General features: G+C 64.0%; 12 protein-coding genes. 3 read left to right on the top strand and 9 right to left on the bottom strand.

Annotation, left to right across the window (positions count from 1 at the left end; all coding sequences use genetic code 11):
- The 9 genes from VKR55_RS14865 to VKR55_RS14825 all read right to left on the bottom strand — a co-directional run bounded on the left by VKR55_RS14865 (position 1) and on the right by VKR55_RS14825 (position 9,697).
- Positions 1–894 (bottom strand): ABC transporter permease, encoded by an 894-nt coding sequence (locus VKR55_RS14865; RefSeq protein ID WP_324404655.1) that lies wholly within the window; start codon positions 892–894, stop codon positions 1–3.
- A complete protein-coding gene (locus VKR55_RS14860) occupies positions 891–1,841 on the bottom strand; it encodes an ABC transporter permease (RefSeq protein ID WP_324404654.1) in 951 nt (316 codons plus the stop codon). The genes VKR55_RS14865 and VKR55_RS14860 overlap by 4 nt, the downstream gene beginning before the upstream one ends.
- Before the next feature lie 86 nt (positions 1,842–1,927).
- Positions 1,928–3,349 (bottom strand): amidase, encoded by a 1,422-nt coding sequence (locus tag VKR55_RS14855; protein WP_324404652.1) that lies wholly within the window; start codon positions 3,347–3,349, stop codon positions 1,928–1,930.
- Between the two features lie 15 nt (positions 3,350–3,364).
- Positions 3,365–3,877 (bottom strand): Zn-ribbon domain-containing OB-fold protein, encoded by a 513-nt coding sequence (locus VKR55_RS14850; RefSeq protein WP_324404649.1) that lies wholly within the window; start codon positions 3,875–3,877, stop codon positions 3,365–3,367.
- Between the two features lie 34 nt (positions 3,878–3,911).
- Positions 3,912–5,075, bottom strand: a complete 1,164-nt coding sequence (locus VKR55_RS14845) for an LLM class flavin-dependent oxidoreductase (protein WP_324404648.1) — start codon at positions 5,073–5,075, stop codon at positions 3,912–3,914.
- 327 nt (positions 5,076–5,402) lie between these two features.
- Entirely contained in the window at positions 5,403–6,662 is a 1,260-nt protein-coding gene (locus VKR55_RS14840; RefSeq protein WP_324404646.1) for a thiolase C-terminal domain-containing protein, read from the bottom strand.
- Between the two features lie 48 nt (positions 6,663–6,710).
- A complete protein-coding gene (locus VKR55_RS14835) occupies positions 6,711–7,667 on the bottom strand; it encodes a ketopantoate reductase family protein (protein ID WP_324404644.1) in 957 nt (318 codons plus the stop codon).
- The gene (locus tag VKR55_RS14830) at positions 7,664–8,554 is read right to left on the bottom strand and encodes a Vgb family protein (protein ID WP_324404642.1); all 891 of its coding nucleotides are present in this window, start codon (positions 8,552–8,554) and stop codon (positions 7,664–7,666) included. Before VKR55_RS14830 ends, VKR55_RS14835 begins: the two co-directional genes overlap by 4 nt.
- A gap of 444 nt (positions 8,555–8,998) precedes the next feature.
- On the bottom strand, positions 8,999–9,697 hold the full coding sequence (locus VKR55_RS14825; protein ID WP_324404640.1) for a GntR family transcriptional regulator: 699 nt from the start codon (positions 9,695–9,697) through the stop codon (positions 8,999–9,001).
- Between the two features lie 174 nt (positions 9,698–9,871).
- Here VKR55_RS14825 and VKR55_RS14820 point away from each other — a divergent pair, with 174 nt between their 5' ends.
- The 3 genes from VKR55_RS14820 to VKR55_RS14810 are packed head-to-tail and all read left to right on the top strand — an operon-like array spanning position 9,872 to position 13,795.
- Entirely contained in the window at positions 9,872–11,503 is a 1,632-nt protein-coding gene (locus VKR55_RS14820) for a sugar ABC transporter ATP-binding protein (RefSeq protein WP_324404638.1), read from the top strand.
- Positions 11,500–12,834, top strand: a complete 1,335-nt coding sequence (locus VKR55_RS14815) for an ABC transporter permease (RefSeq protein ID WP_324404636.1) — start codon at positions 11,500–11,502, stop codon at positions 12,832–12,834. Before VKR55_RS14820 ends, VKR55_RS14815 begins: the two co-directional genes overlap by 4 nt.
- Positions 12,821–13,795, top strand: coding sequence for a substrate-binding domain-containing protein (locus VKR55_RS14810; RefSeq protein ID WP_324404634.1), 975 nt, complete (start codon positions 12,821–12,823; stop codon positions 13,793–13,795). The genes VKR55_RS14815 and VKR55_RS14810 overlap by 14 nt, the downstream gene beginning before the upstream one ends.
- The last annotated feature ends 37 nt before the right edge of the window (positions 13,796–13,832 follow it).

Below are 13,832 nucleotides of genomic sequence, written 5' to 3'. Positions count from 1 at the left end.
TCAACGCTCCCGTGCCAGGCGCGGGTCGAGCAGATCGCGCAAGCCGTCGCCCAGGAGATTCAGGCCCAGCACGGCGATCGCGATCGCTGCGCCCGGATAGACCGCAAGGCTCGGCTCCTCGAACAGGAGTGTCTGCGCGTCATTGAGCATGCGTCCCCAGGATGGCTGCGGCGGCTGCGTGCCAAGCCCGAGGTAGGACAGCGCCGCTTCAGCCAGGATCGCCAGGGCGAACTGGATCGTTGCCTGCACGATCAGCACGGACAGAATGTTGGGCAGCACGTGCTCGATCGTGATGCGCAAAGTGCCCTTGCCCGACGCCCGCGCGGCCAGCACGAATTCCCGCGCCCAAACCGCGTTGGCCGATCCTCGGGTAATCCGCACGAAAATCGGGATCTGGAAAATGCCGATGGCGATGATCGAGGTCACCATGCCGGGCCCGAAGGCTGCGGCCAGCATGATCGCGGAGAGAATGGCGGGAAAAGCAAACGTGAAATCGCTCATTCGCATGATGAGCTCCGCCACCCAGCCTTTTCGCGCGGCGGCGGTCAGGCCGAGGCAAACTCCGAAGGAGAGGCCGATCCCGACCGCGATCACACCGACGAGGATGGTCGATCGCGCCCCGACCAGCAGCAGCGAGACGACGTCACGGCCGAAGGCGTCGGTGCCGAGCCAATGCGCAGCCGACGGCGGCTTGAGCTTGGCAGCCATGTCGATGTCATAAGGCGACCAGGGGGTCCAGACAAAGGAAACCAGCGCGGCGACAAAGACCAGCAGGACGAGCGTGCCACCCAGCACAAAGCTGCGATGACGCAGTGCGCGGCGCCAGAATCCCGCGGCCGGGCGACGCGAGGTCGCGGTCGGCGTATCGGCGGTTACAGTCGTCGCGCCGCTCACAGGTTATGCACCTTGATGCGGGGATCGATGAAGGCATAGAGCACATCGACCACGAAATTGACCGTTACCACCATCGCCGCCAGCAGCATCACGCAGTTGCGCACCACGATCAGGTCGCGGTTGGCGATGGACTGGAAAATCAGCCGGCCGAGCCCCGGCAAGTAGAAAACGTTCTCGATGACGATGGTGCCAGCCAGCAGGTTGGCAAATTGCAGGCCCATCACCGTCATCACCGGGATCATGGCGTTGCGCAGCACGTGGCTCCAGAGCGCCTCGCGCTTGCTCAGGCCCTTGGCGCGCGCCGTTCGTACGAAATCCTCCCGCAGAACCTCGAGCACGGCCGATCGCGTCACGCGCGCGAGGATGGCGGCCTGCACCAGCGCCAACGAAATCGCCGGCAGCAGCAGCGAGCGGATCCCTTCCCAGATGCCGTCGTCCCAGCCGGCAAACCCGCCGGCCGAGAGCCATCGCAGCTTTACCGCAAACAACAGGATGAGCAGGATGGCAAACCAGAAAGTCGGCAGCGCGATCCCGATCTGCGTCAGCGACATCACGCCGACGTCGCCGATCTTGTTGTGGTTGGCCGCGGCATAGATGCCGGTCGCCAGCGCTAGAACGACCGTAATGAGCATGGACATGATCGCGAGCGGTATGGTGAGCACCAGGCGTTCGGCGATCAATCCCGCAACGGGCGTGCCATAGACATAGCTGTTGCCGAGATCGCCGACCAGCATGCCCCCGATCCAGTGCGCATAGCGATAAAGCAAGGGCTGATCCAGTCCGAGCTTGACCGTCAGCGCGCTCACCGCATCGGGCGACGCATCGGCGCCCATCAGCATCTGGGCGGCATTGCCCGGCAAGGCGTCGAGCACCAGGAAAATGATCAGCGACGCCCCGATCAGCGTTGCCGCCAGGGTCAGAATCCGCCGCAGGACGAATAGGCTCATGCCAAGTTCTCAGAGATCACGCTAACTCAACGGCACGATCCAACAGGTTTGCCGCCGGGAGGCAAGGCCTTTGCTGCATGGCTCCGTCAGCCTGGCCAGCGGCCGAGCAGACCGGACGAGGCTTCGAACATCGCGGCGAGGCGCAACAGCTCGGCATCGGCGCGGAAGCGGCCGACCAGCTGGATGCCGATCGGCAGGCCGTCGCGATCGAACCCGCCGGGCAGGCTGATCGCGGGATGCCCGGTCATATTGAAGGGCATGGTCCACGGGAACCAGTGCGGGCGGAGATTGTCGAAGGACCGCCCGTCGATGTCGATCGCACCGAACAGATCCTGTTCGATTGGCAGCGCCGTCCGGGTCAAGGTCGGCATCGCAAGCCAGTCGGCCCGCGTGAACAAGGATTGCACGCGGCGGAACAGCGCCGTGCGCTCGAACATGGCGCGCTGATACTCGACTCCGCTGACATTGGCAGCCAGCGCAAGCTGCCTGAGAAAGGCTTCGCTCAATTCGTCCCCGTGCTTCTCTGCGAACGGCTCGAACCGGCTGCGCCAGACCGTGTGATTGATGGCGCGCCAGATCGGCTCGACGTCGAAGCCCTCACCCGAAAACTCCTCGAGCTCCGCGCCAAGTCCGGCCAGCCGCTCCAGGCTTGCCCGGAAACTGGCCGCGACCTCGGACGCCACGGGCCTGCCTGGCGGCGACAGGCAGAACAAGACCTTGCGTCCGCGCAGGTCGCCGCTCGGCGTCGCCGCCTCGATGAAATCAGGCACAGCTAGGCCGATCGACCAGGGATCGGACGCATCCTCTCCCGCCATCGCCTGCATCATCAATGCGGTGTCGGCGACGCTGCGGGTGGTCGGCGTCACGTAGGTCTGGTTGCCGAAGGCGTCCTGCACCTGGCTGTGCGGGATGACGCCGTTGCTCTGCTTCAGCCCGACGACGCCGTTGCATGCGGCCGGAATCCGGGTCGAGCCGCCACCATCGGTTGCGATGGCGAGCGGCGCGATGCCGCTCGCCACCGCGACCGCCGCTCCACCACTCGAGCCGCCGCTGGTGCGCGCCGCGCTCCACGCATTCCGGGTGCGACCAAACAGCGGCGAGTCGGTCAGGCATTTGCTCCCGAACTCGGGCGTCGTGGTCTTGCCGATCAGAACCGCACCCTGCGCGCGAAGCCGGGCGACCGCTACTGCATCCTCATCAGGGACGTTGTTCCGATAGGGAACCGCTCCGAAGGTGGTTCGCACGCCGCGCGTGTTGACGATGTCCTTCACAGTGAGGGGTATGCCGTGGAGCAGGCCGAGCGGTTCACCTGCCATGACCTGCCGCTCGGCGGTTTGCGCCTGCACCATGGCCTCTTCGCCGCAGAGCGTGATGAAGCAGTTCAGCTCCGGCTGCAGACGTTCGGCGCGCTCGAGCACGGCTCGGGTGATCTCAACCGGAGACACCTCTTTGCTACTGATGCGCGCGCGAAGCTCGGTCGCCGGGAGAAAACAGAGATCCTGAGACAAGAGCGTATACCTTCCCTAACCCCGGTATCGCCACGGCGTACCGCCGGCGCCGCCCTCATCAATGGTCCATTGCGGCAGCGCCAGCCCCGGCGCGACGTCGGTGAACACCATGCGCACGCGGCTGCCGATGCCAACCCGCTCGACTTCGCTCTTCGGCGCGAGCACGCCGTCCAGCCGCGTCAGGTTGCCGATCACGCGCAGCCCCTCCTCTTTCGTCGGCTTGCCGCTCTGGGTGTCCAGTTCGACCAGCAGCACGAGATAGGGCGTGTACTGCTTGAACGCCGGCTGAATGGCGTGGTGCACCTCGGTGTAGGAATGCACGGTGCCGCGGCCCTCGACCGATACCCATTCCGACTTCAGCTCAGCGCACCAGGGGCACGCGGTCGACGGCGGGTAACGGAACAGCTTGCACGCGGCGCATCGCTGCAGGCGGAAATCGTGCTTCGCACAGTAGGCGAAGTAGTCGAGGTTCTCATGGTCGAGATCATTGATCTCGAGCGGCATGCCGAGATACTGCGCAGATATCATTGTCTCACCTTGTTTTTCTTGGCTCTCATTAGACTCACATGAACTTCGGCAGCACCTTGGTCCACAACGCCTCGGTCGACTTCATCAGCTTGCCGTGCGGAATGAGCGCGTTGTAGGTGTAGCAGAACAACCAGTCGACCGGCTGCCGTTTCATGTTGGCTTCGAACGCGCGCGTCACCGTATCGACCGTGCCGACCAAGGCGTAGCCGAGGTCGATCGATTCCTGCGCGGTCGCGAATTTCTTTGTCACCGGGTCCATCAGGCCGCGGCGGAAGCCGAACGGCTCGAACCACGCCTTGCCGGAGAAACGCCCGGAGTCCTCCCACAAAGCCATGGCCTCCTCGTCGGAGTCTGCGATGATGACATCGCGCAACAAGCCCGTGCCTTGTCCGCGGGGCCTTCCCGACACCTCGGCATAAAGGTCGAACAGCGGTGACTCGTAGGCCTCATGCATCGGCGGCAGGATCGCGGTGACGCCCTCGCGCGCAGCCCAGCGAATGGAGTTGGGCGACGACGCGAACGGCAGGAACACCGGCGGGTACGGCTTCTGCAACGGTTTTGGCACCACGCCGACCGACATGAGCATGCCGTCCTTGACGCCCTTGCCGTATTTCACCGTGGTGTCGAGATCCCAGGGCGTCGCGCCGGCCGGTACCTTCCAGTACTTGCCCTGGAACGTCAGCATCTCCTCGGTCCAGCATTTCTTGATGATCTGCCAGTTCTCCTCGAACGCCTCGCGGTTGGTCTGATCGATCGCGTCATGATGGTGCGGCAAGGTCCCCGAGACGCCGTGCGTCTGCTGCGCCATGACGTCGACCCAGCGGCGCTGATAGCCGCGGGCGAAGCCGGCGCAGGCGCGCCCGCCAGTCATGTGATCGAGCATCGCGATGTCCTCGGCGACGCGGATCGGGTTGGCGGCCGGCAGCACGATACCGAGCTGACCGACGCGGATGCGCTTGGTCTGCATCGCGAAGTAGAGGTCCAGCAACACGGGGTTGTTGGAAAGCTCGAAGCCTTCGATATGGAAATGATGCTCGGTGAAGCTCACGGAGTCATAGCCGAGGTCGTCGGCCAATTTGACGAGCTCGGTCAGCTCTTTCAGCATGCGCTGGTAGAGCTCCGGCCGCATCGCCGCCATGCCCGCCTCGATTTCGGCGCGCGAGCCGACGCTCGGCAGGCAGAATATCGATGCTTTCATTTTGCTCCCTTCCCGTCGGTTTCCGATTATTGATTTTGAGGTCGCGTGAGCCGCGCTGGCGGTTCACCTCTCCCCTTGTGGGAGAGGTCGGATCGCATCGAAAGATGCGATCCGGGTGAGGGGTCTCTCTCCGCGAGTCCAACTGCCGTTCGAGCCCGCGGATAGAGACCCCTCATCCGGCGCCATAGCCGATGCGAAGCATCGGCGTTCTTTATTGAAAACGGCGGCCAAAGGCCGCCTACGCCACCTTCTCCCACAAGGGGAGAAGGAAGTGCACGCGCCGCCGACGTTCGTCCCAGACAACGCCTCTCATCCTGCATCAAGAACCTACCCCCGCCGCATCACCATCGCCGATCCGGTGCCGGGCATCGCCCAGCCGAGATTGGCTGACAGCTCGGCGTTCATCACCTGGCGGCAACCACCCTCGCGACAATCGTAGGTGTGCTGACGCCTGCCGTCGGGCCCGATCGGACAGCTATCGTCCGCATCGTGGCGGAGCTGGCGGACGTTCTCGATCACCATGGCGATGCCGTGGGTGTAGCCCTCACAGAGATGACCACCCGAGGTGTTGTTCGGCCGCTTTCCACCGAGCATGATGGTGCCGTCCGAAACGTAGTGGCCGCCCTCGCCCTTCTTGCAGAAGCCGTAATCCTCGAGCTGCAGCATGGTGGTGAAGGTGAAGGCGTCATAGGAGCCGGTGAGGTCGATATCCTCCGGGCCGACGCCCGAGTTCGGCCAGAGAATCTCCCTGGCGTAGTGGCCGGCGACGGTGGAGATCGGCCCGGCCTGGTAGTGCATGTCGACCCGCGGCTTCGAGCAGCGGCCCACCACGCCGCGGATCCGCACCAGCGGCTGCTTCAGGTCCTTTGCACGCGCGGCCGTGGTCACGATGATCGCATTGGCGTTGTCGGTCTCGACGCAGCAGTCGAGCAGGTGCAGCGGCTTGCAGATCATGCGGCTGGAGACGACATCCTCCACCGTGAGGCGCTTCCTGTAATAGGCCTTGGGATTGTTCGAGGCGTGATTAGAGTGGGCCACGCGGACATGCGCGACCTGCTCGGCGGTGGTGCCGAAATCGTGCATGTGGCGCATGAAGGTCGGCGCGAACGACTGCCCCGCGCTCTGCCAGCCATAGGCGCGGCTATGCAGCGCGTCGCCCGAGACGGGAGCTGCGGCACGCACGCCGGTGCCGCCGATCCGCACCTGCGAGAAGCCGTTCATCGAGCGGAAGATCACCACCGTCTTGCACATGCCGGCCTCGATGACGCCGATCGCGATGCCGATCAGCGCTTCCGTCGATGATCCCCCGCCGAACACGTCCATGTAGAAATTGAGCCGGATACCGAGGTCGCCGGCGACGAATGGCGAGAACACCGAGTCGTTCGACTGATACGACAGCATGCCGTCGATCTCGGAAGGCTTCAGCCCCGCATCACGCATGGCGTTGCGCACCGCGATGGTTGCAAGCGAGCGCGTCGTCATGTTCGAGCCGCGGGTGTAGCCGGTCTCGCCGACGCCGACGATGGCGTATTTGTCGCGCAGGAATTTTGGCGTGGTGGCCTCGACGTCTTCCCTGGGCAGCGGCATGTTCTGAAACTCCCGTTCGGATTCTTCTTGTTGCTTCCCGGTGCTCTTCTAGCGTTTTATTGGGGATGCGTCAGCCGGTGCCACACTCGTTCCCTCAGCCGATCGCTCGATGATCCGGACGAGGGAGGCGAGCGCGTCGTTGTAAGGAGTGGGTACGCCCCGCGCGCGGCCCTGCAGGACTATCGCTCCATTGATGGCATCGATTTCCGTCAGGCGGCCGGCAAGAATATCCTGCAGCATGGACGGTTTATGCCGTCGGTGCGCTGCGAAGGCAGCGTCGATCACCGCCCAGACGTTGGCTGGGTCGATGGCGTGGCCGGCGGCCAGCGCGACCGCGCTTCCTTCCTCCACGATCCGCCCCAGCAGATGGCGCGCGTCCGGATTTTCCGCGAAGCCTCCGACTGGCAGCCGGGTGATGGCGGCAACTGCGTTCATGGCGGCGTTGAAAGTAACTTTCTCCCAGATGGCAGTCCACACGTTCGGATCGGCCCGACAGACGAGACCGGCGTCGTTCAGGCAGGTCGCGATCTCTGAGACGCGCGGACCAGGTTGCTCCGCGGCCCAAATCCGAATTTCGCCGAAGCCTTGTGTCGTGACCTGACCCAAGCCCACGAGATCCGCCGAATAATTCGTCATGCCGACGACAAGACGCTCGCGCCCGACATGGGCCGCGATGGCGTCGTCGTTGCCGATCCCGTTCTGGACCGTCAACGCCCAGGACTGCGGACCAAAAAGGTGTTTGGCATCCCGTGCAGCAGCCGCGGTGTGCATCGCCTTCGTAAAGAAGATCAGGAGCTCACGCACGCCGGAGAGTTCAGCAGCGCCGGCGGCCTGAATCTTGATCCGGGATGTTCCGTTGTCGTCCGTGAGCAGAAGTCCGCGCTCGTTCAACGCATCAATCTGCGGCTGAGAAGCGTCCACAAGGACGACCTCGTGCCCAGCCTGTGCCAAGCGCCCTCCAAACAGACAACCCATGGCACCAGCCCCGATGACGGCAACCTTCATGGACGTACCTCGCCGATCCGACCAACGTCGTGCTGACTGAAGAATAGCCGGCCATCCGACGCCGCCACGATGGCACGAGCACCACTAGCGGACGTTGGGATGTCGTATTCGTCAACCATGGTCCCGTCCGGCCGCATCCGGCCGATCTTGTTGGCGGCATTTTCCGTGAACCAGAGGTCGCCGTCGGCGCCGGCCACCACACCGCGCAGGCTTGCGCCTTGCGTCGGGACAGGGTGCTCTGTGAGCGCGTTCCGACGGTCAACGCGCGCAAGCGCATTGGCATCCGTGAGCACGAACCAGAGATCTCCATTCGGGTGAAGCGTGAGCGCGCGCGGCTGGCTGTCCACTGAAGAGGTCGCGAGGACAGAGATTGTGCCGTCTGCGGTCCGGCGCGCGATTCCGCTGCCGGCCGCCAACGTAAACCAGATCTCGCCTCCACGTACGGCGAGCGCCAGAGGGCGCGACTTTGGCGGGATTCCCCTGGCCTCCTCCGACACTATTCCATGCGGCGAGATGTGTGCGATCTGGCCCACACCCGTCTCCGCAAACCAGACATTGCCATCCGGCCCATCGATGATCCCGTTCGGACCTGCCGATCGCGTCGGCAAATCGAATTCCGTTATCTCGCCGTCAACAGTGATCCGGCCTACTTTATGGCCCGCATACTCGGTGAACCAGAGATGGCCGTCATGTCCGGTGATGATGCCGACGGGCTGGCAATCTCGGCGCGGTAACGGAAAGGCGCGGAACGTACCGGTCGAGACATCCATCCGGCAGATCTGGCCCGCTCCGCTATCGCAAAACCAGAGCCCACCATCGGGCCCGAAGGTCAGAATATAGGGATGGCTGTTGGGATGAGGGATTCGGTGCTCGATGATCTCCGGCATGCCGGCTTTCCTGGATGCTCGAGGCGGTTCGTGCGCGGTTCAATGACGTTTGCGACCATCCGCATTTCATGCACGACAACGGCTCGCGCTGCAATTCCTGCCTGACAATACGCAAAGCAACGCATTCTCGCGACGCCTCGCGATCCGAGGTTTGTCCGGATATCACCCTCGGGAAGATAGAGGGCGCAGGCAATGCCGGGTGTTTGATGTACCCGCAGCCTCGTGTGCAGCAAAAAGCACGCCGGTGAGTCACCACAGGTACGCCGAAACGAATCTCTTGGATGTTAACGTTTGGGTAGCCGAACGCCTGCTCCGATCCACAATTGGCTGCGTCCCATCCGTATGCCCCGATAGGCGCGCAAATGCGTCGATCTGATTGTCGATTGCGCGGATGCGTTAAACACAAGATCGCAGCCAGGCGCTTCGGCGCGCGTCGCCCAAATCCTACTCATCAAAAAATCCCGGATGCTTCGCCACAAACGCCTGCAGCTCGCGTGACACGCGATCCAGATGGTTCGCCATCTCGTGCTTCGCCCGCGCCGGCTCGCGGGCGGCGATGGCGTGGTAGATCGCTTCGTGCTCGCGGAACGTACCTTCGGGGCGTCCGGGCTCCGGAAGCAGCGTGCGGCGGACGCGCTCGAGATGAGTGCGGATCGGATCGAGCACTTCGCCGAGACGCGCCAGATTCCGGCCCTCGGTCATCTGGCGATGAAACCTCGTGTCGAACTCATGGAAGCCTTCGAGGTCGCCGCTGCTGATGGCGGCTTTCTGGTAGGCGAGATTCTGGCCGAGGGCTTCGATGGCGCGCTCCGACATGTCGGCCGCGCAGGCCGCGACGACCTCGATCTCCAGCGCACGGCGCATCAGCATCCATTGCCTGACATCCTCGAGGTGAATCCGCGCGACATAGGAACCGCGCTGCGGCTCGACCAGGACCAGGCCTTCAAAGGCGAGGCGATTGATCGCCGTCGTGATGGAAAGACGGGACACGTCGAAGGTGGCGCACCACTCGTTCTTGTCGATGGAGGTCTCGGGCGCGAGGCTGCCTGAGACGATGGCGCGCTTGAGCGCGAAATAGGCCTGATCGACTTTCGACCCGCCTGCCCTGCGTCCCCGCCGCGCAATGCTTCCGATTGAATCCATGTGCTGTGCTTCTCGCGTTGGTTTTCACATTTCTCGTGGCGCCGACCAATTTGCGGGACCAGGAGGCTTGACGAGCGGTAACTGATATAACTAGCATATCAGTAAAGAAGCAACGATCACCGGCGGCCCGGTGTCTCTGTTCGAGGTGCCGGCGGGACGGAGGAGCCAAGGCCGATGGAGACACGCTCCCTCGGAGAGCATGAGCGAAGTACATCCCAGTCCCCGCGCGTGATTGCGCTTGCCAACCGAGCCGGCGCGCCGGCCGGGCACGTCGTCCTTTCGGCTGAACGCATCTCGAAATCCTTTGCAGGCGTCAGAGCGCTGCAGAGCGTGGATTTCGATCTTCGCCACGGCGAAGTGCACGCGCTCATGGGTGAGAACGGCGCCGGCAAAAGCACCTTGATGAAAATCCTTGCAGGCGTGCACGCAAGCTACGAGGGCACTATTGAAGTCGACGGCACACAGGCCGCGTTCACAGGCGTGCGCGACGCCGAGGAAGCAGGCGTTGCGATCATCCATCAGGAGCTCAATCTCGTTCCCGAGCTCTCCGTCGCGGACAATATCTTCCTCGGCCGCGAGCCGCTGATCGCCGGCGTGCTACTCGATCGCCGTCGCATGGTGAGAGCGGCGGAGCGCCTGCTGGAGCGCCTTGGCGTCGCGATCGATCCCGAGAGCCGGGTCGCTGGCTTGCGCGTCGGCGAGCAGCAGCTTGTCGAAATCGCCAAGGCGCTCTCGCTCAGGGCGCGCATTCTCATCATGGACGAGCCGACCTCGGCCTTGTCGGCCTCCGAATGCGAGACGCTGTTCAAGATCGTGCGGCAGCTCGCAATTGACGGCGTCGCGATCATCTATACCTCGCACCGCATCGAGGAGGTTCTCGATCTCGCCGATCGGGTGACGGTGTTACGCGACGGCAAGCGCGTGGTGACGGCGCCGATCGGCGAACTGTCGCATGGCGCGATCATCTCGGCGATGGTCGGCCGGGAACTCGCCGCAAGCGACCGCGGCGCGGCCGTGCAAGACGGCGCGGTCGTGCTTTCGGTACGTAACCTGACGCTCGATACACTTGGCCCGCACGGATGGCGGCGGACGCTGCACGGCGTCAGCCTCGAGCTGAAGCGCGGCGAGATCCTGGGCATCGGCGGGCTGCTCGGCTCGGGCCGGACCGAGATCCTGGAATCGATCTTCGGCGTGCAGCGCGGCTGGCGCGGCGGCAGTATCGTGGTCAACGGCGAAACCGCCGACATCCGCTCGCCGGTTGATGCCTATCGCCTTGGACTTGCCCTTGTCAGCGAGGATCGCAAGGAACGCGGCCTGCATCTATATGAGTCGATCGGCGACAACATTGCACTACCCTCGATCGGTGCCCTGTCGCAATTCGGCCTGCGCGCTTTCGCGCGCGAACGCGCCCTGGCCCGCGGCATGGTCCGCCAGCTCGCGGTCCGCTGCACCGGCATCGGCCAGCAGGCCGCGTCGCTCTCCGGCGGCAATCAGCAGAAGGTCGTGATCGGAAAGTGGCTCGCGACCGAGCCGCGCATTCTCCTGCTTGACGAGCCGACCCGCGGCATCGATGTCGGCGCCAAGCAGGAAATCTACAAGCTGATCTTCGATCTGGCCGCGCAGGGCCTGGGCATCATCGTGGTGACCTCGGAGATGCCGGAGCTTTTGCTGCTGTCCGATCGAATCCTTGTGATGTGCGAGGGACGGCAGACCGGGCTTCTGCGGCGCGAGAACGCCACGGAAGAGACGGTGATGCGTTTTGCAGCTCCCGGCATGGCGGCGTGGCCGCATGGAACAGCGTCATGAAAGCCCTTCGGCTCCTGTCGCAGACCAAGCTCTATTGGGGACTCCTGATCATCGTCCTGATCGGCGCCCTCACCTCGCCCTACACGTCGTCCGGCAGCAATATCTTCCTGTCCTACGAAAATCTCACCGATGTTCTGCGCCAGGTCTCGATCACGGGGCTGGTCGCGACCGGCATGACCATGGTCATCCTGCTCGGCGGCATCGACCTGTCGGTCGGCTCCGTGATGGGCTTCGCGACCGTCATTTGCGCGATGCTGCTCACCATGCGCGGCTGGAACGCTGCCTCGGTGATGGGCGTGCCGGTGACGACGATCGTCATTGGCGCCGCCGTGGCGCTGATCGCGCGCTTCATTTTCTCAGGCCTCGCGCGCAGCCACGACGTCGGCGCGGGCCAGCGCCGCAACATCGCCCTCTCACCCTCGCGCAGCCTGTGGATTCCTTCCCTACTCGGCCTTGTCGCCGCGATCGCGGTTGCATGGTGGACGGCGAGCCAGGTCCCAACGCGGTTCGGCGTGCTCGGCGTGCTCGTGGTCTCGTCGTGCCTCGCGCTTGCGCTTGGCGCCATCAATGGGCTTCTGATCGTCACCGGGCGGCTGCAGCCATTCATCGCCACGCTCGCGATGATGGTGAGCGCGCTCGGCATCGCTCGCCTCACGGCGGGACAGGACAATGCCGTGGTGCCGGTCTACACCGGCACCAACGCCACCGAAGCATTCGAGTTTCTGCGTTCGATGCTGTGGGGTGTGTTGCCGGTGCCAAGCGTGTTCTTCCTGGCGGCGATCATCCTGTTTGGCGCGATCCTTCGCTTCACGACCTTCGGCCGCTATGCCTACGCAATCGGCGGCAATGTCGAGGCTGCGAAACTCTCCGGCATCAAGGTCGCGCAGGTCCAGCTCACGGCCTATCTGTTGTCCGGACTGCTCGCGGGGATCGCAGGCGTGCTGTTCGTCGCGCAGTACCGGCAAGGCAAGCCCGATGCCGGCACAGGGCTTGAACTCGATGCCATCGCAGCGGTGGTGATCGGCGGCACCAGCTTGATGGGCGGCCGCGGCGGTCTCGCCGGCACCTTCGTCGGCGTGCTGATTTTCGGCCTGCTCTCGGACATTCTTCAGCTTCAGAACATCGACTCCAACGTCCAGCTCCTGATGAAGGGGTTGATCATCGTCTGCACCGTGTTGGTGCAGGAACAGAATCTCGGCCAGCTCATCGCGCGATGGCGGTTCAGCCGCACGCGCGAAGGCGGTGCCGATCCGAAAACGGCCGAGTCCGCTCGGCTGCCAAGCGCCGCCAAGGCGCAATTTGCAAGGGAGGACCTCGATGAAGCGTCGTGATTTTCTGAAACTGTCAACCACCGTCGCCGGCGCCGCAATGACCGTCTACATTCCGGCCGGCTGGACGCCGGCGCGCGCCGCCGCCAAGTGGAAGGTCGGCTTCAGCCAGTGCACCACGCTCGAACCGTGGCGCGTTCAGTTCAACAAGGACATCCAGGCCGAAGCGAAGCTCCACCCGGACGTCGATCTCGTCATCACCGACGGCCAGGACAAGACCGAGAAGCAGGTCGCCGATTGCGAGAACCTGATCGTGCAGCAGGTCAACGTGATGCTGATTTCGCCGAAGGAGTCGGCGGGGCTGACCGGCGTCGTGGAGAAGGCGATCGACGCCAAGATCCCCGTGATCGTGCTCGACCGCAACGTCGACACCAAGCGGATCACCCAGTTCATCGGCGGCGACAACCTTGCGATCGGCAAGGCCGCAGGCGAATACGCGGTGAAGCTGCTCGGCGGTCCCGGCAAAGCGGCCGGCAACGTGGTCGAGATCTGGGGCGGCATGGGCACCCAGCCTGCGCACGACCGGCACGACGGCTTCCATGCCTTCACCGACAAGGAGCCGGGCATCAAGTATCTGCTCAACAACCAGTCGGGCGACTGGAAGCAGGACAAGGCCTACAACATCATGACGACGGCGCTGCGCAACAACGAGAAGATCGACCTGGTCTACGGCCACAACGATCCGATGGCCTATGGCGCCTATCTCGCCGCCAAGGACGCCGGCCGCGACAAGAGCATCAAGTTCATCCTCGGCATCGACGGCCTGCCGGATGAAGGCGTGAGTTGGGTCAGCAAGGGGCTGCTCACGGCGACGTTCCTCTACGCCACGCCCGGCGCCGAGGGCCTACGGCAGGCCGTGAAACTTCTGCATGGCGAGAAGCTGCAGCCGGTCATCACCCTGCCCACGATGCTGATCACGAAGGACAATGCTCCGGACATCCTGAAGAAGAACGGGCTGCTGTGAGGTTATCCCTGAGATTAGCTTGACTGGAGCGGCATCT

This window comes from Bradyrhizobium sp., from assembly GCF_035309285.1.
Taxonomy (GTDB): Bacteria; Pseudomonadota; Alphaproteobacteria; order Rhizobiales; family Xanthobacteraceae; genus Bradyrhizobium.
The sequence above is the reverse complement of the archived record's forward strand: the minus strand, read 5'-3'. Positions and strand labels throughout refer to the sequence as shown.

Excerpts from the sequence above, each read along its gene's own strand:
- VKR55_RS14840 (WP_324404646.1), bottom strand. The coding sequence starts at position 6,662 with ATGCCGCTGCCCAGGGAAGACGTCGAGGCCACCACGCCAAAATTCCTG.
- VKR55_RS14820 (WP_324404638.1), top strand. The coding sequence starts at position 9,872 with ATGGAGACACGCTCCCTCGGAGAGCATGAGCGAAGTACATCCCAGTCC.
- VKR55_RS14830 (WP_324404642.1), bottom strand. The coding sequence starts at position 8,554 with ATGCCGGAGATCATCGAGCACCGAATCCCTCATCCCAACAGCCATCCC.
- VKR55_RS14835 (WP_324404644.1), bottom strand. The coding sequence starts at position 7,667 with ATGAAGGTTGCCGTCATCGGGGCTGGTGCCATGGGTTGTCTGTTTGGA.
- VKR55_RS14815 (WP_324404636.1), top strand. The coding sequence starts at position 11,500 with ATGAAAGCCCTTCGGCTCCTGTCGCAGACCAAGCTCTATTGGGGACTC.
- VKR55_RS14850 (WP_324404649.1), bottom strand. The coding sequence starts at position 3,877 with ATGATATCTGCGCAGTATCTCGGCATGCCGCTCGAGATCAATGATCTC.
- VKR55_RS14860 (WP_324404654.1), bottom strand. The coding sequence starts at position 1,841 with ATGAGCCTATTCGTCCTGCGGCGGATTCTGACCCTGGCGGCAACGCTG.
- VKR55_RS14810 (WP_324404634.1), top strand. The coding sequence starts at position 12,821 with ATGAAGCGTCGTGATTTTCTGAAACTGTCAACCACCGTCGCCGGCGCC.
- VKR55_RS14845 (WP_324404648.1), bottom strand. The coding sequence starts at position 5,075 with ATGAAAGCATCGATATTCTGCCTGCCGAGCGTCGGCTCGCGCGCCGAA.
- VKR55_RS14825 (WP_324404640.1), bottom strand. The coding sequence starts at position 9,697 with ATGGATTCAATCGGAAGCATTGCGCGGCGGGGACGCAGGGCAGGCGGG.